Here is a 26,764-nt window from a genome sequence, read left to right as displayed (position 1 = left end):
GCCGATTTCCACCCCCATGACAACCGGTTGTATCGGTTCGTAATCTTGTATTCCGTTGGATGTCTCCTTAATACGCGCGGGCGAAGACGACGGTATGCTTCGCCTCTTCTCCGCATACGAGGCAGGTCTTCTTGCTCTCTTGCGACGCGAACGGGATATTGCGGCTTGTGGCGCCGGTCTCGTCCTTGACATGCTTCTCACACACCTCCGAGCCGCACCAGCCGGCGAGCGTGAAGCCGCGCTTCTCTTCCATCAGCGCCTTCATCTCCTCGATCGAGTCGACCGAATAGAAGTGGTCGTCGCGGAACTGGCGCGCACGCTCGTACATCTCCTGATGGACATCCTCCAGCATCCGCTTCACTTCTTCAACCAGCTTGCTCTGCTCCACGATCCGCTTCTCGCCGGATACGCGCGACACGAGCACGCACACGCCGTTCTCCATATCCCGCGGCCCGATCTCGAGGCGGACCGGAACGCCACGCATCTCATACTCGTTGAACTTCCAGCCCGGGCTAATGTCGCTGCGGTCGTCCATCCGGACACGGATGCCGGACCGCTTCAATTCCGTAAACAGCTCGTCGGCGCGGCCGCCGACTTGATCGCGCAGCTTCGCCGGACCGATCGGGATCATGATGACTTGGGTCGGAGCGACCTTCGGCGGGAGTACGAGTCCCCGATCGTCCCCATGCACCATAATGAGCGATCCGATAAGCCGGGTGCTTACGCCCCATGATGTCGTATGTGCATATTCAAGCTCGTTCTCCCGCCCCAGGAATTGAATATCGAACGCGACGGAGAAATTCGTGCCCATATAGTGGGATGTTCCGGCCTGAACAGCGCGTCCGTCCTTCATCATCGCTTCGATAGAGTACGTGTCTACCGCTCCAGCGAATTTCTCGGATGGCGTCTTCTGGCCTTTCATTACCGGTATCGCCAAGTAATCCTCGACGAATTCGCGGTAGATCGCAAGCATGCGCATCGTCTCTTTGCGCGCTTCCGCCTCGGTCTCATGCGCAGTATGGCCCTCCTGCCACAGAAATTCGCTCGTACGCAAAAACGGGAGCGTTCTTTTCTCCCAGCGGACGACGTTGGCCCATTGGTTAATAAGCACCGGCAGATCCCGATAGGATTGGATCCACTTCGCATACATATGCCCAATCATCGTCTCGGATGTCGGACGGATCGCGAGCTTCTCTTCCAGTTCCTCGCCGCCCGCTTCCGTAACCCACGGCAGCTCCGGGTTGAACCCTTCGACATGCTCCTTTTCCTTCTGGAAGAAGCTCTCGGGAATGAAGAGCGGGAAATAGGCGTTGCGATGGCCCGTCTCCTTGAAGCGGCGATCCAGTTCGTCCTTGATATGCTCCCAGATCTCATAGCCATCCGGACGGAAGACGATGCAGCCGCGCACTGGCGAGTAGTCCATCAGCTCCGCTTTTTTGATAACGTCAATATACCAACGGGAAAAATCCTCCTGCTGGGGCGTAATTTCCGTAACGAACTGTTTCTGTTTCGACATAACCGTTACCATCCTCCCGAAGACACAACCCCATCGCGCATGATGTTGCGAACAATGATCGTGCCGATAGTCAACCTTTTACCAATCGCAATATATCGTTGTAGGTCACCGCCAGCATCAGCAGCATCAGCATGGCGAAGCCGACGAAGTGCACCATGCTCTCCCGGTTCGGATCGACGGGCTTGCCGCGAAGTCCTTCAATGCCGAGAAAGACAAGACGGCTTCCGTCTAATGCTGGAATGGGCAGCAGATTAAATATGCCCAGATACAGGCTAAGAATAGCAGTCCATAAGGTGAGCTGGCCAATCCCCTGCTTCGCGAACTGTCCCGTCACTTCGAACGTTCGCACGGGCCCGCCCAGATCATCCAGACTGAACTGGCCAAAAACAAGCATGCGGAAGCCTTCGAAGATACGCTGTGTCGTGTCGACCATGGACATGCCCGCATATTTGAACGTCTCCCCGATCGTGGCGCTGCGGGTCGGGAATACGGGCGCGATTCCGACCTTGCCGCCTTTCTGGCCTTCCACCTTCACTGGCGTCAGCCGGATGGTAAACCGTTCGTCTCCCCGAACAATCGTCATGTCCACCGGCTTGCCTTCCGATTTCTCGATCATCTCGATCATTTTGTCCCGGTTGCCTCCGACGACGAAATCGTTCACCTTTTCAATAATATCGCCCTTCTGCAAATTCGCTTCCGCCGCAGGCATATTCGAAGTCACGTCACCAATCTTAACATACGACGGGTTCTCGACCGGCATGCCGACCATCTGAATGTAGGCTCCGAATAAAATAAACGCCAGCACGAAGTTCATGAAAGGCCCGGCGAAAATAGCCAGCGCCCGCTGTCCGACCGTCTTGCTGCCGAACTGGCGATTGCAAGGTGCAATTTGCGTGTCCTCGCCTTTGACGATCATTTTCGCTTGCGGATGAACGTCTAAGATCACTTCTTCCCCTTCCACGTCCATCGTAAGCTTCAATGCGTGCTCCAGATCGATCTCCTTCACTTCACCACGCACGACTTGCTTGCGCATATCCAGTTGATCCAAATACAGCTTTACGACTTGATTGTCCTTCAGCCGGACGGCAATCGTCTGCCCGGGCTGAATCTGCACCAGTTCCGGATCCTCCCCCGCCATCCTGACGAAGCCGCCGACCGGCAGCAGCCGGAGCGTATAACGGGTCTCTCCGCGCGTATGGGAGAACACTTTCGGACCAAACCCGATGGCGAACTCTCTAACGAGAATGCCCGCACGTTTCGCAAAGATAAAATGTCCCCACTCGTGAATCGTCACAATGATGAAGAAGACAAGTATCGTCAATATTACAATCTGTACCATCTGCACGCGATGCATCCTCCTTTACGTTTCTCTCAGCACCGAACTCGAAGCACGGACGTTTTGAACAACCTCTTTTAGATTATCATTATTCTCCGATCCCGCACAAGAGAATCGACCGGATGCCATCAGGGCCGCAACATTTGCCGTGCTTCCGCGCGTGCCCGTCGATCCGCGTCCTTAATCTCTGCGAGCGAAGGATGCGGGATACGCTCATGTCCGGAAATGATCTCGTACACGATGCGCTCGATGTCGAGGAACTTGATCTCGCCCTCTCGGAAGCGCCCTACGGCCACTTCGTTTGCCGCGTTGAACACGGTTGTCGCCGTTCCGCCTGCACGACCGCAATCATAGGCCCACTGCATCATCGGAAAGCGTTTGAAATCCATTTCCCGGAAATGAAGCTTGCCGAACTCCGCCAAATGGAGACGGGCCGCAGGGCTGTCCAGACGCTTCGGATACGTCAGCGCGTATTGTATCGGAACCCGCATGTCGGGCACGCCCAACTGGGCGATGATGCTGCCATCCCTATATTCCACGAAGGAATGGATGATGCTTTCCGGATGAATCAGGACATGAATCCGGTCATACGGCATCCCGAACAGCCAGTGCGCCTCAATTACCTCTAAGCCCTTGTTGGCCATCGTCGCCGAGTCGACGGTCAGCTTCGCTCCCATCGACCAATTCGGATGATTCAGCGCCTGCTCCAGCGTCACGTTCTCTAGCTCGCCCCGTGAATAATCGCGAAAGCTGCCGCCAGAAGCCGTTACCGTAATCGATTGCACATCCGCGACCGCTTCTCCGTTCAAGCATTGGAAGATAGCGGAATGCTCGCTGTCCACAGGCAGGATGCTCACACCCTTGTCCACAGCCAGCTCGGTCACCAGGTGTCCAGCCGACACGAGCGTCTCCTTGTTCGCCAAGCCGATGCTCTTGCCTTCGGCGATCGCGGCCAAGGTCGACTCCAGCCCGACGCTGCCGACAACCGCCGTAATGACGGTATCGGCGTCCGTTGCAGCCGCCACTTCAATCAGACCCTCGTCTCCGTAATAGAGTTCCGTTCCGGCGGGGAGATCGTGGCGGATCCGCTCCGCCGTCTCCCGGTCTTGAACGGATACTTTGCGAGGCCGGAATTCCTTCGCCTGCTGAACGATGAACTCCGCGTTCCGCCCTGCCGCAAGGGCTTCAACCGCGAACTCGTCCGCATGATGGCGGACAACGTCCAGCGTCTGTGTACCGATCGATCCCGTCGAGCCAAGTACTGTAATCCGTTTCATTCCTGCACCTCATCTTCATTCAAGTGTACTATCATCGCCCGCTCGTGGCCCGGACTGCCCGTCCAGCTGTTATAGTGTCAGTAAGCCGATCAGATGAACGAACGGGAATACGACGATCCAGCTATCACAGCGATCTAGAATGCCGCCGTGCCCAGGCAGAATCATGCCGGAATCCTTGACCCCGCGCACCCGCTTGTAAGCAGACTGGATGAGATCGCCAAGCTGCCCGATTACGGCGGCCGAAGCCCCGATCGCTAGTGCCGTGCGCCAATCGAGAATATCCGGCCGGGCGAGTATAAACAAGAACGACACGATTACCGATGCCGCGATCCCGCCCAGCGCCCCTTCCATCGTCTTGTTCGGACTGATGGCGGGCCACAGCTTATGCTTCCCTAAGGCTCTTCCCGTAAAATAAGCGCCGATATCGGAGGACCAGATGGCAGCAAAGAGCAGCAGCGTCCAGAACAGGCCCTCCTCCATCATCGTACGGGTCAGCATCATATATTTGAATCCACTGCCGATATAGAACGCCCCCAGCCATAATTGGGCGGCGTTCCCGATCGGCACTCGATTTTTGGTCACGACGGTCATACACAGCAGGATGAACATGCTGAACCATAGAAGCGTCTCGAACGAGACCGGCCATGTGATGGACCAACGCTGCCAAGGCACAGCCACAGCAAGCAGCGTAACATAGCCGATGATGGATGTGAAATCAAAGGGCCGGGAATGATGCATACGGGCAAACTCGTAATAGCCAATCAGGGCCAATGCGAGGAGAAGCAGCTCATACGGCATGCCGCCCATGACGCACAGTCCGCCGAATAGGATACCGGCTGTAAGCCCCGTAACGATACGCTGTTTCATAACGACTGTTCCTCCAACTTATTGTAATCCGCCATATCTCCGTGTTCGGCGCTGATATTCCAGCACGGCTTCCTTCAGATGCCGTTCCGTGAACTCGGGCCAGTACACATCGGTAAACCACAGCTCGCTGTAAGCCAGTTGCCACAGCATGAAATTGCTTAGCCGCAATTCCCCGCTCGTGCGAATCAGCAGATCCGGGTCCGGTAAGCTGCTGGACAACAGATGATGATGAATGAGATCCTCGTCGATATCATCCGGCCGTACCGCGCCCGCAGCGACGTCCCGGGCAATCTCGCGGAAGCCTTCGATCAATTCCCGCTTTCCGCCGTAATTCAACGCAAAATTGAGTATGAGTCCCGTATTATTTTTCGTTCTCTCCACGGCTTCTTCCATCGCCGCAAGCGTATGAACGGGAAGGCGGTCCCGATAGCCCATCATGCGCACTTGCACATTTTTCTCCACCAATTCATCGAGTTCAATGGTGAGGAACTGCTGAGGAAGCTTCATCAGAAACTCCACTTCTTCTTTCGGGCGCACCCAGTTCTCTGTGGAAAAAGCGTACATCGTCAGTATTTTGATTCCGATGTCATTGGCGGCGATGGTCGCTCGCTTTACGGCTTTCATCCCCGTATGGTGTCCTGCGACACGCGGCAATCCGCGATTCTTCGCCCAACGTCCGTTGCCGTCCATAATAATCGCGACATGCTGTGGGATATTGTCCGGCAGCAGCTCAGGCCCTAGTCTATCCTTCCTGCACTGCACCCACGCTTGGAATCGCTTAATCATTCGGTCTCCTCCAACCTGTTGATAAAACCGGCACCGGAAAAAGACAATAAACCCCACCGTGCGGAGGGGCATTAAGATGTCGCACATTGCGGTGCGCCTTCATTAGACTTCCATAATGTCTTTTTCTTTTGCTGCCAATACTTTATCGACTTCCGCGATATATTTGTCCGTCATCTTCTGAATATCCTCTTGATGACGGTGGGAATCATCTTCCGAAATATCGGTTTTTTCCAGCTTCTTGATGTCATCGTTCGCGTCGCGGCGGATGTTGCGGATGGCTACCTTCGCGTCTTCACCGAATTTCTTCGTCTGTCTCACAAGTTCCGTACGACGCTCCTGGGTCAATGCCGGAATAGAGATGCGGATGATGGAGCCATCATTGGCTGGCGTCAAGCCAAGATCCGACTTCATGACCGCGCGTTCAATCTCTCCGAGCGAGCTATTGTCCCAGGGTTGGATCAGCAGCGTGCGCGGATCCGGCGTGCTGATGTTCGCCAATTGATTGATTGGCGTCATCGCACCGTAATATTCGACTTGAATACGATCAAGCAGCGCGGCGGAAGCACGTCCGGCGCGCTGCGTAGCCAAATCGCGCTTCAAAGCCACAATTGCCTTTTCCATACGTTCTTCTGCGTGTTTCTTTACTGATTGTGGCACTAGTCTACACTCCCTTTTACAATGGTTCCAATCTTCTCACCGAGCACGACTCGCTTGATGTTGCCGTTCTCCGTCATCGCAAACACAATGAGTGGAATGTTGTTATCCATGCAAAGCGAAGAAGCGGTCGAGTCCATAACGCCCAGATTGCGGTTCAGCACTTCCATGTAAGTCAATTGCTCGAATTTCTCCGCAGTCTCGTCTTTGAACGGATCGGCAGAGTACACGCCGTCGACCTTGTTCTTAGCCATGAGGATAACATCGGCTTCAATCTCTGCCGCACGCAAAGCTGCTGTCGTATCCGTCGAGAAGAACGGATTCCCGGTTCCTGCCGCAAAAATGACGACGCGCCCTTTTTCCAAGTGGCGGATGGCACGGCGACGGATATAAGGTTCAGCGATTTGCTGCATGGCAATCGAAGTCTGCACGCGTGTCGGCACGCCGATTTGCTCGAGCGCATCCTGCAAGGCAAGTGCGTTCATTACCGTGGCAAGCATCCCCATATAGTCAGCCGTCCCGCGGTCAATGCCTTTTTCGCTTCCTGCGATGCCGCGCCATATATTTCCGCCGCCGCATACGATGGCAACTTCAACCCCAAGATCCACAACTTCCTTCACCTGTTCTGCAATAGAATTGATGACGCCGGATTCGATCCCGTAGCCTGCCTGACCTGCCAGTGATTCGCCGCTTACTTTTAGCACGATGCGTTTAAAAACCGGTTCTTTCAATGTTTACCCTCCACTTTTAACAACGTGCTAAAAAAGAAGGAACACTACGTGTTCCATCTTTTCCAGCCCGACTGTTGATTGCTAGCAGTTTATGAACGGAAGCGCCCATTGACCAGGATTACTTCAAGTTCGCTTGCGCCATGACTTCTTCAACAAAGTTATCTTCTTTTTTCTCCAAGCCTTCGCCCAGCTCGTAACGAACGAAGCGGCGGATCGAAATGTTTTCACCGATCGCTGCAATTTTTTCGTTCAGCAGCGTCTCGATTGTCTTGTCCGGATCCTTGATGAAGAATTGCTCCAGCAAGCAGAACTCTTCGAAATATTTGTTGATGCGACCTTCGACCATTTTTTCGACGATTTTTTCAGGCTTGCCTTCGTTCAGCGCTTGCGCCTTCAAAATTTCTTTTTCTTTCTCGATCTCTTCTTGAGGCACTTCTTCGCGACGAACGAATTTCGGCGAAGCTGCCGCGATTTGCATCGCGATGTCGCGTGCGAATTCCTTGAATTGATCCGTCTTCGCGACGAAGTCCGTCTCGCAGTTGATCTCTACCAGGACGCCGATGCGTCCGCCAGCGTGGATGTAGGATTCAACGACGCCTTCCGTAGCTACGCGGCCCGCTTTTTTCGCTGCTGCCGCCAAGCCTTTCTCACGAAGCAATTCAGCCGCTTTTTCCAGATCGCCATTTGCTTCCTCTAATGCTTTTTTGCAATCAAGCATACCTGCGCCTGTTTTTTCACGCAATTCTTTAACTGCACCTGCATTAACTGCCATGCCTAATTCCCTCCATCAATGAGATATGCCCCAGCGTGATACCGGGAGGATTCAAGCTATTCGTACCGCTTAAAAAAAGGGCGGTGAGAGGTGAATCACCTGCCAACCACCCTTATTTGTTCATCCAAATGCAAGCTGTTATATTACGCGGATGCTTCTTCGCCTTGATGCGCTTCGACAATCGCGTCTGCCATTTTCGAAGTGAGCAGCTTGACTGCGCGGATCGCATCGTCGTTACCAGGGATAACATAATCGATCTCGTCCGGATCGCAGTTCGTGTCAACGATACCTACGATTGGGATGCCCAATTTGCGAGCTTCCGCCACCGCAATGCGTTCTTTGCGAGGATCGATGATGAACAATGCGCTAGGCAAGCCCTTCATATTTTTGATACCGCCCAGGAATTTCTCCAGACGCTCTTGCTCTTTGCGGAGCAAGATAACTTCTTTCTTAGGCAGCACTTCAAATGTACCGTCTTGCTCCATCGCTTCCAGCTGCTTCAGGCGATCGATGCGCTTCTGAATCGTCTGGAAGTTCGTGAGCGTACCGCCCAACCAACGTTGGTTGATATAGTACATTCCGCAGCGCTCTGCTTCTTCCTTCACGGAATCTTGAGCTTGCTTCTTCGTGCCGACGAACAGGATTGTCCCGTTCTCAGCGGCGAGGGATTTTACGAAATTGTAAGCTTCCTCGACTTTTTTCACTGTCTTTTGCAAGTCAATAATGTAAATGCCGTTACGTTCGGTGAAGATATATTTGTCCATTTTCGGGTTCCAACGACGAGTCTGGTGACCGAAGTGTACCCCAGCTTCCAACAGCTGCTTCATGGAGATAACTGCCATCTTCACTGCACCTCCCAATATGGTTATTTGTCCTCCGCCGATGTCATCTTCCTCCAAGACTCCGCCCGATGAGACAGAGCACCCTTGCAGAAATTGATCGACGTGTGTTCTTAGCACCGTTAATTAATATACCATAATGACCCATGAGTTGCAACAACGATTGTTCAATGTCTTACAAAATGTCCCCCTACTTAGGGAGTGTATGACATTTTTAGATTGGGCCAATACATACATCGTTGAAAAAACATCTCCCAGAACAATAACGCCGCGTTGAGCAACTAGCCGTTCGGCTTGCTGGTAAGGATTCGCAGCGCTTCCTCCTTTGTGGAGGGAACAGGGAACCGGAACGTACCCGTCCGCAGCTTGCCTTGCTTCTTCTGGTTGGCAACATAGCGTTCGAACTCCTCCGCGCTCTCAACAATTCCCGCTTCGGCCAACTGCTTGGCGATATCCCGGGAACCGCTGCCGTAGGCCACCTTAATCTTCGCCTCCTGTTCCACCTCAGAGGGAGGATCCTGCTTCTTCTCAGCGGATGAACCCGGCTCCGCCGCCGAGTCGCTGCCGCCGGCCGCCTTCTTCTCCACGCCCTCCTGCTGACGCGGTGTTCCATTGCTTGCAGGCGCTTGCGGCTGGGTCGCGCTTCCGCCTTCCTCCGTTCCGTTCGCCATCGCGCCGCGCGGAATCAGATCATAACCGGCCCGTTCCGCCTGTCTGCGCAGTTCCGGTTCTGTCAGCGGCTCGGCGGCGCGCTCGCCGAAAAGCATCAGCTGAAGCAGCAGGCTGCCACAAATCATCCCTGCGCCAAGTCCGATAAGTAACCGACGATCTTTAAACACGGCCGACCTCCTGTATGCCAAGTTGGATAATAAGCTGAACTTCGCCTATCGGCATGGACAGCCGCTCGGCAATCTGGTTCGCAGGCACCTGCTCATCGGCCAGGGCGAACAGCTCCGGATACCGGCTGCGAATCAAAGAAGGCTCCGGCGTCTCGGAATCCGCTTGCGCTCGTGCATCCTGGACAGGCTCTGCCTCCGGAGGAAGGGAAGCTGCTTCCATCGGCATGGAATGCGGCGCTGCCGTCTCCACCGCTTCCACCCTCTGCAGCGCGGGAGCCTGTCCGTTCCACAAGCGGACTGCCTGCTGCTCCGCCACACGCGCTTCCAGAGCCGCATGCCGTTCCTCGCTTCGGCTCCATCTTTGCTCAAGCTGGTCAATTCGCTTCCTCAGCGCCTCGTCCGTCAACTGCCCTTCTTTTTTCATCTGCTCAATCACGCTGATCAATTTCTCGTTATCGGTTTCCAGCTCTCGCATATAATGCTCAAGCGTCTCCTCCATATTGTGCCGAAGCTCGGTACTGTCGTTCCCTGTTCTCGGCCTGAGCAGGCCAAGCACGACAAGGACCGCCCCCAGCAGCGCTACATAGATCCAAGGTCCCATCGCGGGCACCTCCTTTTCAGCTGTGGTCAGACTCTTTGCGCTCCAGTGCGAATGCAGGGCATCCATCTCTTGCTTCACCCGCACCCATCATGGCCGCCGTTACGGCAAAAAAGGCAACGTGGCACCTTGTAGACAAGGTGGTCAGCGTTACCGATTCAGCACGTGTTCAGCACGTGAAATCAATATGATTTCCTTTGTAAGGGTGCTCTGCGGGAACAGCCGGCAGAGGAGCTGCTGGCTCCGACTCGGGGCCGGATCCGTCCGCGTGCGATGGGTCGCGCTTTGCCTTATCCCGGATCCGGGCCTCCTGCGCAGTTTCTACCTGCTCGTTGCGCTCGCGCCGCTTTTTCGTCATCTTCTCCGCTTGCTCGTTCAAAAGCATCTGTTCGGTAGCAGGACGCTGCTGCTGCTGTTGATGAACCTCCGATGCCTCTTGCGTCCTAGTTATTGCGATTTGCAACTCTACCGGCTTCACATTCATCTCATCACCCCAGCAATCGCTTGATTGAGAACGTTCAAAAAATCCGCTAGAACATGCACTTACAAATCTGAAGACATCGTAATATTGCCGTCAAGCATCCGGAAAGAGATCCTCTTCGCCGCATCCTTCACATACCGCGCATTGTGGCCGATTACAATTTTAGCCCCGCCATATATCACATTGAACACATCGACCGAAGCCGAAGCGGTTTCTTCCAACACCTTCTCAATCTCGAACATGCGATCCCGCATGTCCGACTGCTGCTCCTCGGCCTGCTTCTTGGTGGAACTCAGCTTGCTCCGCATCGCCGCTTTGTCGCTCGAGAGCTGGCCTGCAGACGCCAATTGATCCAAAATACAAAGTGCTTTCTTCGTTTTCTCTAAATTTTCCAGGCTTGTTTTAAATTTTTGGCGGAGCTCCGCCAGCTCGTTCCGCAGCTCCGGCCTCACGCCTACCTCGATGGTCGTCGCGGTAGACATCGAGTTGCCGATGGTGCGAGCTATGACCCTATCTCCCGCTTGAATCACGCCTCCGACAATAAGTCCTTTGGTTCCTTGACAGATGACCTGCGTACCGGCCCGTACCGTGGAATGCATGATGCTCTGCGTTACCATCACGTCGGTCGCCGCATTCACATTCCCTTCCTGGATGAAGCTACATTTTACATGCGTACCCGCCTTGACGCAGCCTTTGTTCCCTGCGATGATGCCTCCGCTAATCTCGACGCAGCCGTCGGCCTCGATCTGTGCCCCTTCTACGCCGCCGTAAATACGGATATCGCCCGATGCTTTGACGCGAAAGCCGCTCAGGACATTGCCCCAAATGACGATGGTCCCGACAAAGTCGATGTTCCCTGTCGTGTAGTCGACATCTCCGTTCACTTCATAGACCGGGAAGACGTTCAGCTTGTCCCGGCCGGTGAGCGAGATGAGGCCGTCAATCGCAGAATACATCGCTCGTTCTTCCGGATCGACGACGACGTTCTTCCCGATTTTGAATTTCGCGTCGCGTCCTCGCTTCGACTTGATCGGCTCTCCCGTTACGGAGATACCAGGGATACCATCAGTTGGAGGAATGCGTTGGGCTATCATTTGTCCTTTTCTTACATTATCCAACGGCTTGACTTCCTTCAGATCAACTGTCCCGTCCACCTGCTCAATCGGCTTGTGATCCTGCTTGCCCGTGCGTACCAGGAGACGAACGGAGCCGTCTTCACCGTCTTCGGGTGCCTTCCCATGAGCAATCATCGTTTCGCCGCGCGCAAAGGTTTGCGGATTCGAGGCAATCTCCTGCAGTACCCGTGTTTGAATGCCGAAGTGTACGTTATTGCTATGCAGCAATGTCTCCAGTTGTTCCACCGTGCATTGAAACGTGGGCTCGAATTTGGCAAATTGAATATAGCCATACAACTTGTCTTCAGAAATCGTAACTACTACATAATCTTCCAAAGCCACTGCCGTACTCATGAAAAATCCCCCTTTCGGTTTTATCGGTTTATTTTCGTTCCCCTCTAGTTGTCATTTACGCTTCCAGCAGCATGCTCTTATGTTTCTCCAATGCCGTTCGGAGACGCAAAATCGCTTTGGAATGAAGCTGGGAAATACGGGAAGGAGACAGCGACATCACTTCGGCGATCTCGCTCAGGGACAGATCCTCGTAGTAGAAGAGCGAGATGACCATCCGCTCCTTCTCGGTCAGCTTCTCGATTCCATAGATAAGCGATTCCTTCAAGTAGTGCTCATTCACTTTGCTTTCCGGGTTTTTGGCCTTATCATCCACCAATAAGGACAAGCGCGTCTCGGACTCATCCTCGCGGATTGGGTCCTCCAATGAGCAGACGGACATAATGTTCACGTCATGCAGCATCCCCTGGAATTCTTGCTCGCTCACATTTAAATATTCGCTCATTTCACTGTCCGATACGGACCGCAAATACCGCTGCTCAAGCTGCTGGTAGGCTTCTTCGACTTTTTTCGCCTTCTCACGTACGGAACGCGGCACCCAATCGCCCTGCCGCAGACCGTCCAGAATCGCACCGCGCACGCGCCAAGAGGCGTACGTCTCGAACTGGAGGCCGCGCTGGTAGTCGAACTTCTCGATCGCGTCGATCAGGCCCATGACGCCGTGGCTGGAAAGATCGTCCTTGCTGACGTTGCGAGGCAGCCCGGCGGCGAGCTTGTTCGCGACGAATTCGACGATGGGCAAGTGAATTTTAATAAGTTGTTTCTTCGCCTCGACATCCCCATTATCCTTCCACTGTTCCCAAAGCTCACTATGAGAGCACGGTTTGATTTTCTGAATGCTCACCGACAGTCAGCCTCCTTACTTTTGTGTCAGGTGACGAACAGCTTGTGCCAATTGCCCCGCATCCGGCTGCGGTTCTTTGGTCACGAGCTTGGGCGGGTTTAACGGTTGAAATGCTTGTCCGTTATCGTCTTCCCGCTCGGTTGGCTTATCCTCATTGGAGATCGGACGCAGCATCTCGTGGAGCATATCGCTCTCATCCGGCGTCGTCATATCAACCAGATTCCCTTTGTCCTCTCCGTTCGGCGCCGATGATGCCGCCTGGGCGTCAGGTGTGCTCAGCACGCCCGCCGCGAAGCGGATCGCGAAGCCAAGCGCGAACCAGGCGGCAAATGCGATCGCCGCACGAATCAGACTGGTTGTCCACAAATTGCTGCTCCAAGAAAGCAATAAAGTGATGACAAGTCCGACGATTCCGATTATAAAATTCCAACGAATCGTTCCTCTCATCGTCATATTTCCTTTACTCCCTGTTGTACACTTCGAATTTGGAGCACGCCGTCATCACAGCGCAATTCAATCGTTCGCCCGTATGATCCGCCTGTATCCTCCGCCAATAACGGTATGTGATGTTGATCCAGCAGCAGCTTGCAAATTTCTACATTGCGCGGACCGATTCGCATCATTTCATTGTTGGAGGAAAAGGCGAACATTTGGGCTCCGCCCGCCATTTTGGCCTGCAGTCTCGCCTGCTTGGCCCCTTCGGATTCCATGCGCCGCAGCAGCTCGGGCACGGCCGTATCGGCATATTTAGCGATATTGACCGTACCTTCCCGCGCTATGGTCGAGGAGGGAAGCATAATATGAGCCATGCCCGCAATCTTGGCGATGGGGTCATACAACGTAAATCCGACACAGGAACCTAGCCCGTTCGTACGTATGGATCCGAAGCGGCATACATTCAAATCGGCCATACTTACTTTAACAATGGTGGACTCTTCAATCATGTAAAGGCACTCCCAAGGCGGCGAATATTTTGGAAAAAGAGTCCGGATCGGGAATCAGGAAAAAGGTGCCTTGCACTTCGTCGCAGCCTTCCAAAAACTTCGTGTCGATAAGCAGCGCGCTGTCCCCCATTTCCCCGTATTGAAGTATGCCGTAATTCAACACCGCTCCCGCCATATCAATCGCCACTTGGGGTACCGTCGGAGACATCGTCATCCGGGTGAAGTCCGCCAGCGAGGACAAGTACGAACCGGCCAAAATATTGCCGATTTCGGCCAAGGCCGACAGCTCCAAATCCGAGAACCCCTCCCCTTCCTCCAACGGCACCGTTGCCAGATAGGAGAGCAGCACCTTAGCCGCCTCCGGAGCGAACATGAAGAAAAGATGGCCGGGCGAATCGCCCTCAACCCGGAAATAAATCGTGATAACCACCTGATCCGGCCCGCCGACCTCATCGGCGATGCAATCAAACGGCATCAGGCGCGCTTGAGGCACTTTCATATCGATGGTGCGGTTCAGCAAGCGGGACAGCGCCGTGGCGGCATTGCCGGCGCCGATGTTCCCCACTTCCTTCAGGACATCCATCTTAAAGGTGCCCAGACGTTCATACAGATGCACTGGGCTATGCCTCCGGCTGCTCAAACTTAACGATTTCACCTCTGTTGAGCACTTCCGCCAGATTCAGCATGATGAGAAGACGGTCTTCCCCGATTTTCGCTACGCCGCGCAAATATTTCGCTTGAATGCCGCCCACGACTTCCGGTGCCGGCTCGATGTCCTCCTCATTGATATCCATAACGTCGCTCGCATTGTCGACGATGAAGCCGACTTCCAGTTCGGCATGCGCCAGAATGATAATCCGCGTCTGATCGGTCGCTTCCTCCTCCGGCAAGCCGAAGCGGCCGCGCAGATCGATGACCGGAATGACGACCCCGCGCAGATTGATGACTCCTTTGATGAAATCATAAGTTTTCGGCACACGCGTAATCGGCATCATCCGTTCAATCGTCTTCACTTTCTCCACTTCGACGCCATATTCATCCCTTCCCAACATAAAGACCACGATTTTCATTTCCTTTGCCATTGACCGTTCCTCCTCATATTTTGATATGTAGCGGTTATTTTAATAACACATTCGTATCGACAATGAGCGCCACCTGGCCATCGCCAAGGATGGTCGCGCCCGAGATGCCCGGGATGTTCTTCATATAATTGCCGAGCGACTTGAGCACAATCTCGCTCTGCCCGATGAATTCCTGGACGGCGAGCGCGGTGAGCCGATCACCATTGCTGATGATGATAATCTCCACTTCGTCTTCGTTGAAATCGGAGTACCCTTCGCAATCGAACAGGGCGCTGAGCGATAGCAGCGGAATGACACTGTCCCGGTAATCGACCATGCGGATACCGCCATGGACGCGCCGGATTTTGTCCTTCGTAATGAGACCGGTCTCCACAATGGATGTCAGCGGAATCGCGTATTTCTCGTCGCCCAGCCGGAACAGCATCGCCGACATGATGGACAGCGTAAGCGGAAGCTGAACGATGAACTTCGTGCCTTGCCCCAGTTGCGATTCGACGACGACATGTCCGCCGAGCGCCGTAATCTTGGACTTGACGACATCGAGTCCGACCCCGCGTCCGGACACGTCCGAAATTTTCTCCGCTGTGCTGAAGCCCGAGGAGAACAGCAACTGGTATACTTGCTCGTCGCTCATCGAAGCAGCTTTATCTTGGGCGATGACCCCGTTCTTGATCGCTTTGTTCAACACCTTGTCCCGATCGATGCCATGCCCGTCCTCCTCGATCTCGATGAAGACATGGTTGCCGCTGTGATAGGCACGAAGATGTACCGTCCCCGTCTCCGGCTTGCCCTTCTCCAAGCGCGCGGCCACCGGCTCGATGCCATGGTCGACCGCATTCCGGAGCAGGTGGACGAGCGGGTCCCCGATTTCATCAATGACGGTGCGATCCAACTCGGTTTCCGCACCGGTAATGATGAAATCGATCTTCTTGTCCAGCGATTTGGCCAAGTCGCGCACCATGCGCGGGAAGCGGCTGAATATGGTATCGACCGGAACCATGCGCATCTTCAGGACAATGTTCTGCAGGTCGGAGCTGACCCGGACCATATGCTCGACCGTCTCCGTCAATTCCGTATTTTTCAATCCTCCAGCGATTTGTTCCAGCCGCACCCGGTCAATGAGCATCTCGCTCAGTAGATTCATCAGTACATCAAGACGCTCGATATCTACGCGAATCGTTCGGCTCTGCACGGGCTTGGCCCCATTCCCCGCGCCTGCGCGAGGCGCCTCGGGCGATTTGGCTGCGGTCGGCTTCGGGGCCGCCTGTGCCGGGACCGGGCTTGCTGGTGCCGCTTCCGGAGCCGCAGCTTCCGTCTCCTGACCCGCCTTCATGACGGCTTCCACATTGCGGTTCCATGCGCGAATGTCGGCGGCGCTCATCGAGACGAGAGTGACGGATTCCAGCTCGGATACTTGATAGATATCGCGTTTCAATTCGTCTTGCTCGGTATTGCTAACGAAAATTATGGTGAATTCGGAGTCGAATTTGTCCTGCTCGATATCCTGTACCGGCGGAGTGGACTTGACTACTTCCCCATGCTCGCCAAGTACCTGAAATACCATATAGGCGCGTACCGCCTTCAATACGCAATCATCCTGCAGACGGACGTGCAAATGATATGCGTTCATCCCGACTTCCAGCGATTGCTCCAGGATGCTGCGCTGGAATTCATCCAGCGTCTCGCTAGACGCCTCCATACCATCGCCCGCTTCCTCCTTCTCCTGCGAGGATGCAGTACGGTATTCTCCTGTCTCGATCGACTTCAAGGCGGCCAGTATTTGGGTTACATCTGCTTTTCCTTCACCGCCTTGCGTAATGTCTGCCACCATCGCCTCCAGTGAATCAAGACTGCGGAACAGCGTATCGAATATGAATTCGTCCATTTTCAGTTGATTATTGCGAATCATATCGAGCACATTTTCCATCTGGTGGGTCAGCGACGCGAGATCTTCAAACCCCATCGTTGCCGACATGCCTTTCAAGGTGTGTGCCGAACGGAAAATGATCTGGACGATACCGATATCTTCCGGATTGTTCTCCAGTCCCAACATGTTCTCATTCAATGCTTGCAAATGGTCGTTCGCTTCGTCAATAAACATGGATAAATACTGATTTAAATCCATGTTCGCCCCCCTTTCCGATATAGAGGTAGTTCAAGAAGTCCGCTTTGATTGCGAAGTGATTCAGGAAGTTTCTCGACTTCCCATCTTGTACTCACTCTTGAAATCCACTGCTCATGAAGTCTTGCGTACATTGCACTGTGCCTTACAAGCTTTGCGAAGTAGGTTTTGTGCAGCAAAACTTGCTACGAAAGCAACCGCTTCGCGTTCAACCCATCTTCTCGACACTGAAAACCGGCCCTCTTGAACAACACTCATATACAGCTACACGCTACCCCGAAGTAGCCGTTACGATAGCGCCAGCCATGTCTTGCAATGGAATGATCTGGGATACACATCCGAGTTCAATCGCTGCGCGCGGCATTCCGAATACGACACAACTCTCTTCACTTTCCGCGAAGATGGAGGCGGCGCCGTCCTCGGCCAGGCGCTGCATCATTTTGGCCCCGTCGCTGCCCATTCCGGTTAAGATCACGGCATGACGCTTGAGCTGCCGCAAAGGAAGCAGTGACTCAAACAGCCGATCCACGGAAGGCCGGTGCCCGGATACAGGATCCGTCTGGCTCAAGGCGATGGCGTACGTACCGTCCGGACGGGCAACGGCCGTCATGTGGAGGCCGCCGGGCGCGATATATGCTGTTCCGCTCACAAGCACCTCTCCATCCTCGGCTTCCTTCACCCTCAGCTCGCTGTAGCTGTCCAGCCGTTCTGCCAGCGAACGGGTGAAGTTCGGCGGCATATGCTGGACGATGAGCACAGGCGCCGGCAGATGATGCGGCAGCGCAGACAGCAGCGTCTTCAGCGCCCGGGGACCGCCTGTGGAGGTCCCGATGGCGACAATATGCCGGAACCGCACAGCCCGTTCCGAAGGTGCCGCCTTGGCGGAACCGCCGCTTGCCCCGTGAACGGAAGGGACACCGGCCGCTTTGCCCGCTTCATCGGCGGGCAGTACTGGCTTCGGCCGACTGCCTCTCGCGGACGCGGACGGCAGAGACGGCGATTCCGCTTTTCGCACCGCATGCTTGCGATCCGTCGTAGGCGGGGTACCGCTCGTACGCCGCCGCACCGGCTCCGTTGAGCGATGATCCTGGGCAGGCGGCACAGCGACCGGCTTCGCCGCATGGCGAGTGTTCGGGCTAGGGTCGTCAGAACCGAGGAAGAGCTTCAGCCGTTCCATCTGCCGTCTGCGTTCCGCAGCGGCAATAGCTGCATGAAGCTTGTCTACCAGCACCTGTCCCACTTCTTCGATCGTGCTCGCTCCACCCGTTGGAGACGGCTTGCAAATGAAGTCGATCGCCCCCAATTCCAAAGCCGTCAACGTCTCGGAACGCCCGTCCTCGGTAGAACTGGAGAGCATGATGACCGGCGTCGGGCACTCAGCCATAATTCGCTGAAGGGCCTGCAAGCCATTCTGGACGGGCATCTCCACATCCAGTGTAACCGCGTCCGGCAGGAGCTCCTTCACCTTGCGCACAGCTTCTTTTCCATCCTGGGCTGTGCCTATCACCTCAAAGCTCGATTCGCGTGAAATCACATCGGTTATAATGGTACGCATAAAGACCGAATCGTCCACGACAAGTATTTTCTTGGTTGTCACATTCCATCACGCTCCCTTATCGAGGTGTTCAAAAAAATATGCTTTTGCAGATTGCAGTCATGCGAGCTCGCCTGCCGCTGGTTGGCGAGCTCGGTGCGCGCGTTCGCCGTTGCCCGTTCGGCACGGCTCAGAGCGACCAGCGGCGCAACCATTTCCGCACGACTTGCTTGACTCCCCCTGTTGCCCCCCCGGCTTCCGCCTGCTTGACGCCCTGGATATATACCCGCGCCAGTTCCCTGATCTGCGACGATGCCCTGCATCGCGGGAAGAGGATCGTGAAGGGCTCCTGCTTCTTCACGGCCTGCATGACATGCGGATCGTCATAGATGTATCCGAGAACCGACAAGCTCCGGTTCAGGAAGCGTTCGCTAACCGAGGTGAGCCGGTCAGCCGTCTGCGTCCCTTCCTTCCAGTCGGATACGCGGTTCACGATAAGCCGGAGCGGGGAACGATGCCCCAAGCCCGACACCAGCTTCATCACCGCGTACGCGTCCGCGATCGCCGTCGGCTCCGGCGTCGTCACAATCCACGTCTCGTCCGCCGCCATGACGAAGCGCAGCGTTTCTTTGCTCAATCCGGCTCCCGTATCGAACAGAATGACGTCATACTGCTCTGACATCGTATCCATCGCTGTCAGGAAGCTGTCGATCTGTCCCACAGGCATATCGATCAGGTCCTTCAGCCCGGATCCTCCCGGCACGTAATGAAGGCCGCCGGGGCCGATCTGGATAATGTCCTGCAGCGTCTTCGTCCCATGTAGCACATGGGTGAGACTATAGGGCGACGGCGATCCGATCAGCACATCGATATTCGCCATTCCGATATCGGCGTCGAATACGAGCGTACGGCAGCCAAGCTGCTGCAGCGACAAGGCGAAGTTCAAGGTGACATTCGATTTGCCGACGCCTCCTTTGCCGCTCGTGACGGCAATGATGTGCGCCGATCGCGGCTGGCCCGGCTCCGCCGCCGCAGGCAGCTCGCTCTGAAGCTTCCTACTGACAAGTTTGCGTAACGCTTGAGCTTGGTCATTCATCATGAGGTCAATCTCCCATTATCCATCGCACCGCGTCATTCACTTGAAAAGGCTGGATATCATCGGGTACGTTCTGCCCTGTCGTCAAATAGCTGCAGGGAATCTTCACCCGGGACGCCAAGTTCAATATCGTTCCATACGTTGCGGTCTCATCCGCCTTGGTCAGAATCAGACTGTTGATACGCTGATTCTCGAACCGTTCCCAGATGGCCAGCATGTCTTCGGTCTTCGACGTCAGACTCAGGACAAGGAAGGTCATGCTGAACGGAAGCGGCTTGAGCATCGTGTTCAGTTCGTTGACATACATGTCATTGCGGTAATTGCGACCGGCCGTGTCCATCAAAATGAGGTCGCATGCCTCAAGCGCGATCAACGCCCGCTCCATATCCCCCGGTGAAGTGACGACCTCCAGCGGGACGTTCAGGATCGATGCATACGTCCGCAGCTGCTCGACGGCCGAAATCCGAAATGTATCTGCGGTAATCAACCCGACTTTGCGGCCATGGTGGAAAATCTGATCTGCGGCCAGCTTGGCAATCGTCGTCGTCTTCCCGACGCCGGTCGGTCCGACGAAGTAGACGATGTGGGTAGCCTTCGTAATGCCGTCCCCCCGCCAATTCAGAAGCAGCTCGCTCACCTGGTCTGCTACAAGCCGCTTCGCTTCCGCATCCTCCGCATCCTGCGGTTCCCGACATTGGTCTGCGGCCGCTTCGATCAAGCGGCAGACCCATTCGCTCTCAACGCCCTGCCGCAGCAAATGTCGTTCCATCTCCTTGAACGGTTCTGGCCAGTTGTCCTGGGAGACGCGCTGCATCACCTTGTTCATCATCTGCTTCATCTCGGCCATCTCGATCTGCCAGTCCGCATCCAGCAGCGGCCGCCTTGACGCTTGCGTCACGCCCGCCTCAAGTTCGGAGTTGAACGCCAGCGGCGCAGCAGCCGGCGATCCGGTCTCCTCCCGTTGGGCCGGTCGCGCCCGCTCTTCGGCTCCGGTGGCCGGAACGGCTTGCTCCTCCGGTCTTATCGGCTGTGGAGCCGCGCAGTCGGAATCCGCTTCCTTCACCTGTAGAGCAGGCGGACGCGGCTCGGCCTGGCCGCCGCCATAGGCGCTGCGCGCCGCCGTCTGCGAGACGTAGACCCGCGCCGGAGGTTCGGGGGGAGCCGCCGCCCTTGTGGGGCCGGACGGACGGGACGGCTGCGCTTGTTCGTCCACAGCCGCCACCACCTCGATCGCCTTGCGGCTGAACATGCCGAGGAAGCCGCCGGTACGAACTTCCTTCGTGCTCATGATGACCGCATCCTGTCCCAATTCTTGACGAATTTGGCTCATCGCTTCGGGCATCGTCTCCACAATGTACTTTTTTACTCTCATACATTCACCACTCCGACACTTTGAATTTCTACGCTAGGCTCAAGCTCATTGTAAGAGAGTACCGGAATATCCTGCATGGCGCGCTCCAGCAGCTGCCGCAAATACATGCGAACGGACGGGGATGCGAGCAAGACCGGCGAATGTCCCGATTGCAGGAGACGCTGTACCTGATCGCTTATCCGCTGATACACCTGCTGCGTCGTACCCGGATCCATGACCAGATAAGATCCGTGCTCGTTCTGCGACACGCTCTCTGCAATCTTCTTCTCCAGTGAAGGACCGATAGTAATCACGCGAAGCGTCTCTCCTGGAGTGACGTACTGCTGTGTGATCTGGCGGGCGAGCGCCTGACGGACATACTCCGTAAGCACATCCGGGTCCTTCGAATAGGTTCCGTAATCGGCCAGCGTCTCGAAGATGGTGACCAAGTCGCGAATTGATATCTTTTCACGCAGCAGCTTCGCCAGCACCTTCTGCACTTCTCCGATGGAGAGCACATTCGGGATCAGATCGTCGACCAGCGCCGGGTACTGTTCCTTGACGGTCTCCACGAGCGCCTTCGCCTCCTGGCGGCCGACCAGCTCGTGCGCATGCCGCTTGATGATCTCGGTTAGATGCGTCGCCACGACAGACGGCGGATCAACGACGGTATATCCTGCCAGCTCCGCCCGTTCCTTCATCGTCTCGTCGACCCACAGGGCAGGAAGGCCGAAGGCCGGCTCTGTCGTCTCGATCCCAGTGACGGAATCATCCTCAAAGCCCGGGTTCATCGCCAAATAGTGATTGAGCAGCAGCTCGCCCTGGGCAACGGCATTGCCTTTGATTTTGATAATATATTCATTCGGCTTCAACTGGATATTGTCCCGAATCCGGATGACGGGAACGACGAGACCGAGCTCAAGCGCGCACTGCCTGCGGATCATGATGATGCGATCCAGCAAGTCGCCGCCCTGTTGGGCGTCGGCGAGCGGAATAAGCCCGTAGCCGAATTCGAACTCGATCGGATCGACCTGCAGCAGATTGATGACGCTCTCCGGACTGCGGACCTCCTCGATCTGTTGTTCCTCTTCGAGCTGCTCCTCCTGAACCTGGCGCTCGTCCATCGTCTTTTGCATCCGGTAGCCGGCGATGGCCAGCACAGCCGCCAACGGCACGGTCGGCTTCAGGCCGATCGGTGTCAACAAGCCGAGCATCGCAATCGTCGCAGCGACGATGTAGAGCAGCTTCGGATAAGCAAGCACCTGCGTGCTCATATCCTCGGCCAGATTGCCCTTGGAAGCCGCCCGCGTGACGATGAGACCGGCCGCCGTCGAAATCAGCAAGGCCGGAATCTGGCTGACGAGGCCGTCCCCGATCGACAGAATCGAAAAGGTCGATGCCGCTTCGTCGAAGGCCATGCCGTGCATTGCGATTCCGATGACGAAGCCGCCGATGAGATTGATGAGCAGGATGATGATGCTGGCGATGGCATCCCCTTTGACGAACTTGCTGGCACCATCCATCGCTCCATAGAAATCGGCCTCTTGCTCGATTTTCTCCCGGCGCTCGCGTGCCTGCAGTTCATTGATAAGCCCGGCATTCAGATCCGCATCGATCGCCATCTGCTTCCCGGGCATCGCGTCAAGCGTGAACCGCGCAGCGACTTCAGCGACCCGCTCGGAACCCTTCGTAATGACAATGAATTGCACGATGACGAGAATAAGGAATACAACCATGCCGACGGCGATATTGCCCTGTGTTATCCACTGGCCAAAGGTGGCGACGACATCTCCCGCTTCCCCATTCGCCAAAATCTGCTTGGTCGTCGAGATGTTGAGCGCAAGCCGGAATAACGTCGTAATGAGCAGCATTGCCGGAAATATCGAAAACTGTAGAGCTTCCTTCGAGTTCATGGCAATCAAAAGGATCATCAACGCCAATGAGATATTGATCACCAGCAGGATGTCCAATAGCCATAACGGTATCGGCAGGACCATCATGAGCACGATGCCGATGATGCCGACCAAGACGAATAAATCTCGCGTTTTCACGGATTGCTTCCTCCAAACTTGTTAGCTCAATTGACTTTGCCTTTCAATTTGTATACATAAGCCAGAACTTCCGCCACGGCCTGGAACAAATCGGCTGGAATGGCTTCGCCAACCTCCGTCCTCTCGAATAAAGCCCGGGCGAGCGGCCTGTTTTCCATGGTCAGTACGCCATTATCCTTGGCGATCTGCTTGATGCGCAGGGCGACGTAATCCTGCCCCTTCGCGATCACTTGCGGGGCTTCCATCTGGGAACCGTCATACTTCAGCGCGACGGCGAAGTGAGTCGGGTTCGTAATGATAACATCGGCCTTCGGCACATCCTGCATCATCCGCATCATCGCCATGCGGCGTTGTCGTTCTTTGATTTTTCCTTTGATTAGGGGGTCACCCTCTGTTTTTTTGTACTCGTCCTTAATGTCTTGCTTGGACATGCGCATGCTTTTCTCATGCTCAAATCGTTGATACATGTAGTCCATCACGGCGAGCGCAAACAAGGCGGCACCGATCTTCAATCCAAGAGACAGCGTAATTTGTGCGGTATAGCTCAATATTTCATTGAGGGGCACATGCGACATTTGGACAATGCGATCCCGTTCCCCCCACAAAGACAAGTAGACGATAACAGCAATCGCTGTCAGCTTCAAAATCGACTTCAAAAACTCCACCGCGGAACGAAGTGAGAAAATTCGTTTGAACCCTTGAATCGGGTTGATTTTACTCAACTTCATTTTCATGGGCTCGCCGGTGAACAAAAATCCGATCTGCGCGTAATTCACAATCAGGCCCATTAGAAACGCCACAAGAAACACGGGGGCTAACACAATAAGTCCTTTTAGGAACACCTGGGCGAAATAGTCCGTCACATTGCCTACCGTAACTTCCATCGTCAAGCGGTGCTGCAAGGAATCCGCGAATAAATCGAGCACTCTCTCCTTATAGAAGCTCCCGAACATAAGCAGGCAGAAGAAGCAGGCAAGCAGGATGGACGCTCCGGACAAGTCCGAGCTCTTGGCAACCTGTCCCTTTTTGCGAGACTCCTGCCTCTTTTTCGGGGTCGCCTTCTCTGTCTTCTCTTGTGAGAACAGTTGGAGATTCAGACGGTGTCTCAGTTGGTATTCGTGGGCCGCAGACGGTATCGTCTGCCCGCGGCGCGTACGTGTCATTATTATCCCGCCCCCTGCATCATGCGTAACAACTGGTCAAGCGCCTCGAACATCGAGGAGAACAACTGCTGCAGTACGTAAATAAGACTAGGCACGGTCAGTAGCAGCATAACTAATCCGACAATCAATTTGAGCGGCATTCCCACAACAAAAATATTGAACTGCGGCGCCGACCGCGCTAGAAAGCCAAGCGCCACATCGGTCAGGAACAGCGCCACGATAAGGGGCGCCGAAATCTGGAACGCGATGATGAACGCCTGAGCGAAGGACTTCACCAGAAATTCAGAGACGAGTCCGTTCGCTATCTGTGCAAAGAAGGTGTTCTCATCCAGCGGCAGCCACTCAAAACTTCGCATGATTCCGTCGATAAAGTAATGGTGGCCGTTCATCCCGAGGAACAGCAGCACAACAAAGACATACTTGAAGCTCCCCATTACCGGCGAAGTAGCGCCTGTCAGCGGATCGATGACATTCGCAATCCCAAAGCCGATCTGGATGTCGACGAACGACCCGGCCGTCTGCACGGCGGTGAAGAACAACTGGGCCAAAAATCCGATTAATAGGCCAATTAATACTTCTCTAACAATGAAAATGATAAACATGCCATCTGTCGGCACGGCTTTGCCGATGCCGAACAACAAATAGGCGATCACGCTCACAAAAAACGCGAGTCCGACACGAAAATGATTCGGCACGCCCCGCGAAGATATGACAGGGACAGCGACAAAAAACGCTGTTATTCGACATAAAGTGAGCAAAAAAACAGGGAAAGCCTGAACGAGGTTTTCCATCTCTTCACTGCCTAACCAATGTAAAGGTGCAAATTATTTAGAATCGTAAAAGCAAAATCGACCAAGGTCGTTAAAATCCAGGGACCAAATACGAGCACAGCCGCCATAACGGCAATAATTTTGGGCACGAAGGCCAACGTCTGCTCCTGGATCTGCGTCGTCGCCTGAAAAATACTGATGACAAGCCCGACAACTAGCGCGATGGCCAGCATCGGGGCGGCCACCTTCAATACGGTGAACACCGCCTGCCCCGCCAAGCCGATAATAAACTCAGCACTCATTTCCTGTATTCCTCCCCTTCATAACCTTCGTTCCCGCTCATGTATTGAAACTCATCAGCAACGACTTGACGATAAGATACCAGCCGTCTACGAGCACGAATAGAAGTATTTTAAAAGGAAGCGAGATCATCACCGGAGGCAGCATCATCATCCCCATCGCCATCAGCGTACTGGCTACGACCATGTCAATGACCAGAAAAGGAATGAATATCATAAATCCCATCTGAAAGGCGGTCTTTAGCTCACTGATGGCAAATGCAGGCACAAGCACGGTGAGCGGCACGTCTTGGTACGTTGTCGGCTTCTCGGTCTGCGTGTACTTCATAAATAAGAGCAAATCTTTCTCGCGGGTATGCGAGAACATAAACTTCTTTATAGGTATGGAGGCTTGCTCCAACGCCTGAGTCTGGTCCATCTCGCCCTGCATGTATGGCTGCAGCGCGACCTGATTGATTTCGCCAATGGTTGGTGACATCACAAACAAAGTAAGAAAGAGCGCAAGTCCGATTAGCACCTGGTTGGGCGGCATCTGCTGCGTTCCAAGCGATGTCCGGACGAAGCCCAGCACGACGACGATGCGCGTGAAGGAGGTCATCAGGACGAGAATGGCCGGAGCGAGGCTGAGCACGGTAAGTAGCAGCAGCAAGGACAACGAGGATGTCCCCGGCTGCCCGCCGCCGTCTCCAATTCGGATGTCGATGTCAGGAATGACAGGCGACGCCGATACCCCATGAGCGGTAAGAACGGACAACAACAGAATGGCCGCCATAGCTAGCAGCAATTTTTTATTCATCAATACATCTACCGATCTTCATTGGAATCTTCCTTGAGCAACTGCTCCACTTGTTGTGCGCGTTTCGGCATTTGCTCAAGTTTTGCATGAAACACTTCATGAAAAGAGACGGAAGACGGATCCGCGTCTCTCGTTCCCGAGTCTGTCTCCGCAGTCTTGTAACCTTTTCGCATACGGCTCTTCAGGTCAGACCAAGAGGCTGGCCATGCCGTCCCGTGCTTGGACGGCGCGCGCTCCAATGATGCCATCAAGCGCGCCGCTTGCTTTGGATCGGATATTTTATCGATCAAGGTAATATCCTCTCCGATGCCCAGGATGTAGACGACATCGCCAACTTCAACAATCTGCAAGGACTTGTTCGGTCCGAGCCCGGAACCGCCGAGCGTACGAATGCTTTGATTCATTTGCCACATGCGATTTTTCCGGTTCAACCATTTAACAAGCAGTACGATAAGCACGATGATGGCTGCGAGCGACAGCAGCACGGTCAATAAGCTGCCTATGTAATCTCCGGCACCGGGTGTTTGAATTTGACCGTTATCAGGCATAG

The 26,764-nt window shown here is 54.7% G+C and carries 29 protein-coding genes; all 29 read right to left on the bottom strand.

Features of this window, described 5'->3' with window-relative positions; genetic code table 11:
* Window positions 1-67: 67 nt before the first annotated feature.
* Window positions 68-1,516, bottom strand: coding sequence for a proline--tRNA ligase (gene proS / locus PPOP_RS12290; RefSeq protein ID WP_006286765.1), 1,449 nt, complete (start codon window positions 1,514-1,516; stop codon window positions 68-70).
* Window positions 1,517-1,586: 70 nt separating this feature from the next.
* The gene (rseP, locus tag PPOP_RS12285; RefSeq protein ID WP_006286763.1) at window positions 1,587-2,861 is read right to left on the bottom strand and encodes an RIP metalloprotease RseP; all 1,275 of its coding nucleotides are present in this window, start codon (window positions 2,859-2,861) and stop codon (window positions 1,587-1,589) included.
* Window positions 2,862-2,980: 119 nt separating this feature from the next.
* Window positions 2,981-4,129, bottom strand: coding sequence for a 1-deoxy-D-xylulose-5-phosphate reductoisomerase (locus PPOP_RS12280; RefSeq protein WP_006286761.1), 1,149 nt, complete (start codon window positions 4,127-4,129; stop codon window positions 2,981-2,983).
* 69 nt (window positions 4,130-4,198) lie between these two features.
* On the bottom strand, window positions 4,199-4,996 hold the full coding sequence (locus PPOP_RS12275; RefSeq protein WP_006286759.1) for a phosphatidate cytidylyltransferase: 798 nt from the start codon (window positions 4,994-4,996) through the stop codon (window positions 4,199-4,201).
* Window positions 4,997-5,014: 18 nt separating this feature from the next.
* Window positions 5,015-5,782, bottom strand: coding sequence for an isoprenyl transferase (locus PPOP_RS12270; RefSeq protein WP_006286757.1), 768 nt, complete (start codon window positions 5,780-5,782; stop codon window positions 5,015-5,017).
* 102 nt (window positions 5,783-5,884) lie between these two features.
* On the bottom strand, window positions 5,885-6,439 hold the full coding sequence (gene frr, locus PPOP_RS12265) for a ribosome recycling factor (protein WP_006286755.1): 555 nt from the start codon (window positions 6,437-6,439) through the stop codon (window positions 5,885-5,887).
* A complete protein-coding gene (pyrH, locus tag PPOP_RS12260) occupies window positions 6,439-7,167 on the bottom strand; it encodes a UMP kinase (RefSeq protein WP_006286753.1) in 729 nt (242 codons plus the stop codon). The genes frr and pyrH overlap by 1 nt, the downstream gene beginning before the upstream one ends.
* 118 nt (window positions 7,168-7,285) lie before the next feature.
* Window positions 7,286-7,939 (bottom strand): translation elongation factor Ts, encoded by a 654-nt coding sequence (tsf, locus tag PPOP_RS12255; RefSeq protein WP_006286751.1) that lies wholly within the window; start codon window positions 7,937-7,939, stop codon window positions 7,286-7,288.
* A 143-nt stretch (window positions 7,940-8,082) separates the two neighbouring features.
* A complete protein-coding gene (gene rpsB, locus PPOP_RS12250) occupies window positions 8,083-8,781 on the bottom strand; it encodes a 30S ribosomal protein S2 (RefSeq protein ID WP_006286750.1) in 699 nt (232 codons plus the stop codon).
* Window positions 8,782-9,059: 278 nt separating this feature from the next.
* On the bottom strand, window positions 9,060-9,617 hold the full coding sequence (locus PPOP_RS12245) for a hypothetical protein (protein ID WP_006286748.1): 558 nt from the start codon (window positions 9,615-9,617) through the stop codon (window positions 9,060-9,062).
* Entirely contained in the window at window positions 9,610-10,218 is a 609-nt protein-coding gene (locus PPOP_RS19490) for a hypothetical protein (RefSeq protein ID WP_006286747.1), read from the bottom strand. Before PPOP_RS19490 ends, PPOP_RS12245 begins: the two co-directional genes overlap by 8 nt.
* A 166-nt stretch (window positions 10,219-10,384) precedes the next feature.
* Window positions 10,385-10,699, bottom strand: a complete 315-nt coding sequence (locus PPOP_RS12235; RefSeq protein WP_006286745.1) for a hypothetical protein — start codon at window positions 10,697-10,699, stop codon at window positions 10,385-10,387.
* Between the two features lie 59 nt (window positions 10,700-10,758).
* Window positions 10,759-12,165, bottom strand: a complete 1,407-nt coding sequence (locus PPOP_RS12230) for a DUF342 domain-containing protein (protein ID WP_006286743.1) — start codon at window positions 12,163-12,165, stop codon at window positions 10,759-10,761.
* A gap of 55 nt (window positions 12,166-12,220) precedes the next feature.
* Window positions 12,221-13,006: a FliA/WhiG family RNA polymerase sigma factor gene (locus tag PPOP_RS12225; RefSeq protein ID WP_006286742.1), complete on the bottom strand. Its 786-nt coding sequence runs from the start codon at window positions 13,004-13,006 to the stop codon at window positions 12,221-12,223.
* 15 nt (window positions 13,007-13,021) lie between these two features.
* Window positions 13,022-13,459: a hypothetical protein gene (locus PPOP_RS12220; RefSeq protein ID WP_006286741.1), complete on the bottom strand. Its 438-nt coding sequence runs from the start codon at window positions 13,457-13,459 to the stop codon at window positions 13,022-13,024.
* On the bottom strand, window positions 13,456-13,950 hold the full coding sequence (locus tag PPOP_RS12215; RefSeq protein WP_006286739.1) for a chemotaxis protein CheD: 495 nt from the start codon (window positions 13,948-13,950) through the stop codon (window positions 13,456-13,458). Before PPOP_RS12215 ends, PPOP_RS12220 begins: the two co-directional genes overlap by 4 nt.
* The gene (locus PPOP_RS12210; protein WP_042228711.1) at window positions 13,943-14,533 is read right to left on the bottom strand and encodes a chemotaxis protein CheC; all 591 of its coding nucleotides are present in this window, start codon (window positions 14,531-14,533) and stop codon (window positions 13,943-13,945) included. Before PPOP_RS12210 ends, PPOP_RS12215 begins: the two co-directional genes overlap by 8 nt.
* Before the next feature lie 37 nt (window positions 14,534-14,570).
* Entirely contained in the window at window positions 14,571-15,032 is a 462-nt protein-coding gene (locus PPOP_RS12205) for a chemotaxis protein CheW (protein ID WP_006286737.1), read from the bottom strand.
* 34 nt (window positions 15,033-15,066) lie between these two features.
* Entirely contained in the window at window positions 15,067-17,157 is a 2,091-nt protein-coding gene (locus PPOP_RS12200; protein WP_006286736.1) for a chemotaxis protein CheA, read from the bottom strand.
* A 268-nt stretch (window positions 17,158-17,425) separates the two neighbouring features.
* Window positions 17,426-18,751 carry a protein-glutamate methylesterase/protein-glutamine glutaminase gene (locus tag PPOP_RS12195; RefSeq protein ID WP_006286734.1) on the bottom strand — a complete coding sequence of 442 codons (1,326 nt, stop codon included), beginning with the start codon at window positions 18,749-18,751 and terminating at the stop codon, window positions 17,426-17,428.
* Complete coding sequence (locus PPOP_RS22785) at window positions 18,748-18,903, bottom strand: hypothetical protein (RefSeq protein WP_159101841.1); 156 nt, start codon at window positions 18,901-18,903, stop codon at window positions 18,748-18,750. Before PPOP_RS22785 ends, PPOP_RS12195 begins: the two co-directional genes overlap by 4 nt.
* Entirely contained in the window at window positions 18,879-19,787 is a 909-nt protein-coding gene (locus PPOP_RS12190; RefSeq protein WP_006286733.1) for a MinD/ParA family protein, read from the bottom strand. The genes PPOP_RS22785 and PPOP_RS12190 overlap by 25 nt, the downstream gene beginning before the upstream one ends.
* Before the next feature lie 4 nt (window positions 19,788-19,791).
* A complete protein-coding gene (flhF, locus tag PPOP_RS12185) occupies window positions 19,792-21,156 on the bottom strand; it encodes a flagellar biosynthesis GTPase FlhF (RefSeq protein ID WP_006286731.1) in 1,365 nt (454 codons plus the stop codon).
* Window positions 21,153-23,186 (bottom strand): flagellar biosynthesis protein FlhA, encoded by a 2,034-nt coding sequence (flhA, locus tag PPOP_RS12180; protein WP_006286730.1) that lies wholly within the window; start codon window positions 23,184-23,186, stop codon window positions 21,153-21,155. The genes flhF and flhA overlap by 4 nt, the downstream gene beginning before the upstream one ends.
* Window positions 23,187-23,212: 26 nt before the next feature.
* Window positions 23,213-24,349, bottom strand: coding sequence for a flagellar biosynthesis protein FlhB (gene flhB, locus PPOP_RS12175; RefSeq protein WP_006286729.1), 1,137 nt, complete (start codon window positions 24,347-24,349; stop codon window positions 23,213-23,215).
* A gap of 2 nt (window positions 24,350-24,351) precedes the next feature.
* Entirely contained in the window at window positions 24,352-25,140 is a 789-nt protein-coding gene (gene fliR, locus PPOP_RS12170; RefSeq protein WP_006286728.1) for a flagellar biosynthetic protein FliR, read from the bottom strand.
* An 11-nt stretch (window positions 25,141-25,151) separates the two neighbouring features.
* On the bottom strand, window positions 25,152-25,421 hold the full coding sequence (gene fliQ, locus PPOP_RS12165; protein WP_006286726.1) for a flagellar biosynthesis protein FliQ: 270 nt from the start codon (window positions 25,419-25,421) through the stop codon (window positions 25,152-25,154).
* Window positions 25,422-25,458: 37 nt separating this feature from the next.
* Window positions 25,459-26,214: a flagellar type III secretion system pore protein FliP gene (gene fliP / locus PPOP_RS12160; RefSeq protein ID WP_006286725.1), complete on the bottom strand. Its 756-nt coding sequence runs from the start codon at window positions 26,212-26,214 to the stop codon at window positions 25,459-25,461.
* A gap of 8 nt (window positions 26,215-26,222) precedes the next feature.
* Window positions 26,223-26,762, bottom strand: a complete 540-nt coding sequence (locus PPOP_RS12155) for a flagellar biosynthetic protein FliO (protein WP_006286724.1) — start codon at window positions 26,760-26,762, stop codon at window positions 26,223-26,225.
* Between the last annotated feature and the right edge of the window lie 2 nt (window positions 26,763-26,764).

Source organism: Paenibacillus popilliae ATCC 14706, assembly GCF_000315235.1.
Lineage (GTDB): Bacteria > Bacillota > Bacilli > Paenibacillales > Paenibacillaceae > Paenibacillus_B > Paenibacillus_B popilliae.
Note: the sequence above shows the minus strand (reverse complement) of the source record. Positions and strands in the feature narration are given on the sequence as shown.

What these genes read in the sequence shown, in the direction of transcription:
- PPOP_RS22785 (WP_159101841.1), bottom strand. Translation starts at nt 18,903, where the DNA reads ATGGTTGCGCCGCTGGTCGCTCTGAGCCGTGCCGAACGGGCAACGGCG.
- PPOP_RS12215 (WP_006286739.1), bottom strand. Translation starts at nt 13,950, where the DNA reads ATGATTGAAGAGTCCACCATTGTTAAAGTAAGTATGGCCGATTTGAAT.
- flhF (WP_006286731.1), bottom strand. Translation starts at nt 21,156, where the DNA reads ATGAGAGTAAAAAAGTACATTGTGGAGACGATGCCCGAAGCGATGAGC.
- fliQ (WP_006286726.1), bottom strand. Translation starts at nt 25,421, where the DNA reads ATGAGTGCTGAGTTTATTATCGGCTTGGCGGGGCAGGCGGTGTTCACC.
- PPOP_RS12210 (WP_042228711.1), bottom strand. Translation starts at nt 14,533, where the DNA reads ATGGATGTCCTGAAGGAAGTGGGGAACATCGGCGCCGGCAATGCCGCC.
- PPOP_RS12235 (WP_006286745.1), bottom strand. Translation starts at nt 10,699, where the DNA reads ATGAATGTGAAGCCGGTAGAGTTGCAAATCGCAATAACTAGGACGCAA.
- tsf (WP_006286751.1), bottom strand. Translation starts at nt 7,939, where the DNA reads ATGGCAGTTAATGCAGGTGCAGTTAAAGAATTGCGTGAAAAAACAGGC.
- PPOP_RS12270 (WP_006286757.1), bottom strand. Translation starts at nt 5,782, where the DNA reads ATGATTAAGCGATTCCAAGCGTGGGTGCAGTGCAGGAAGGATAGACTA.
- rpsB (WP_006286750.1), bottom strand. Translation starts at nt 8,781, where the DNA reads ATGGCAGTTATCTCCATGAAGCAGCTGTTGGAAGCTGGGGTACACTTC.
- PPOP_RS12200 (WP_006286736.1), bottom strand. Translation starts at nt 17,157, where the DNA reads ATGGATTTAAATCAGTATTTATCCATGTTTATTGACGAAGCGAACGAC.
- PPOP_RS12190 (WP_006286733.1), bottom strand. Translation starts at nt 19,787, where the DNA reads ATGATGAATGACCAAGCTCAAGCGTTACGCAAACTTGTCAGTAGGAAG.
- PPOP_RS19490 (WP_006286747.1), bottom strand. Translation starts at nt 10,218, where the DNA reads ATGGGACCTTGGATCTATGTAGCGCTGCTGGGGGCGGTCCTTGTCGTG.
- PPOP_RS12205 (WP_006286737.1), bottom strand. Translation starts at nt 15,032, where the DNA reads ATGGCAAAGGAAATGAAAATCGTGGTCTTTATGTTGGGAAGGGATGAA.
- proS (WP_006286765.1), bottom strand. Translation starts at nt 1,516, where the DNA reads ATGTCGAAACAGAAACAGTTCGTTACGGAAATTACGCCCCAGCAGGAG.
- PPOP_RS12230 (WP_006286743.1), bottom strand. Translation starts at nt 12,165, where the DNA reads ATGAGTACGGCAGTGGCTTTGGAAGATTATGTAGTAGTTACGATTTCT.
- PPOP_RS12155 (WP_006286724.1), bottom strand. Translation starts at nt 26,762, where the DNA reads ATGCCTGATAACGGTCAAATTCAAACACCCGGTGCCGGAGATTACATA.
- flhB (WP_006286729.1), bottom strand. Translation starts at nt 24,349, where the DNA reads ATGACACGTACGCGCCGCGGGCAGACGATACCGTCTGCGGCCCACGAA.
- PPOP_RS12280 (WP_006286761.1), bottom strand. Translation starts at nt 4,129, where the DNA reads ATGAAACGGATTACAGTACTTGGCTCGACGGGATCGATCGGTACACAG.
- fliP (WP_006286725.1), bottom strand. Translation starts at nt 26,214, where the DNA reads ATGAATAAAAAATTGCTGCTAGCTATGGCGGCCATTCTGTTGTTGTCC.
- PPOP_RS12275 (WP_006286759.1), bottom strand. Translation starts at nt 4,996, where the DNA reads ATGAAACAGCGTATCGTTACGGGGCTTACAGCCGGTATCCTATTCGGC.
- fliR (WP_006286728.1), bottom strand. Translation starts at nt 25,140, where the DNA reads ATGGAAAACCTCGTTCAGGCTTTCCCTGTTTTTTTGCTCACTTTATGT.
- PPOP_RS12220 (WP_006286741.1), bottom strand. Translation starts at nt 13,459, where the DNA reads ATGACGATGAGAGGAACGATTCGTTGGAATTTTATAATCGGAATCGTC.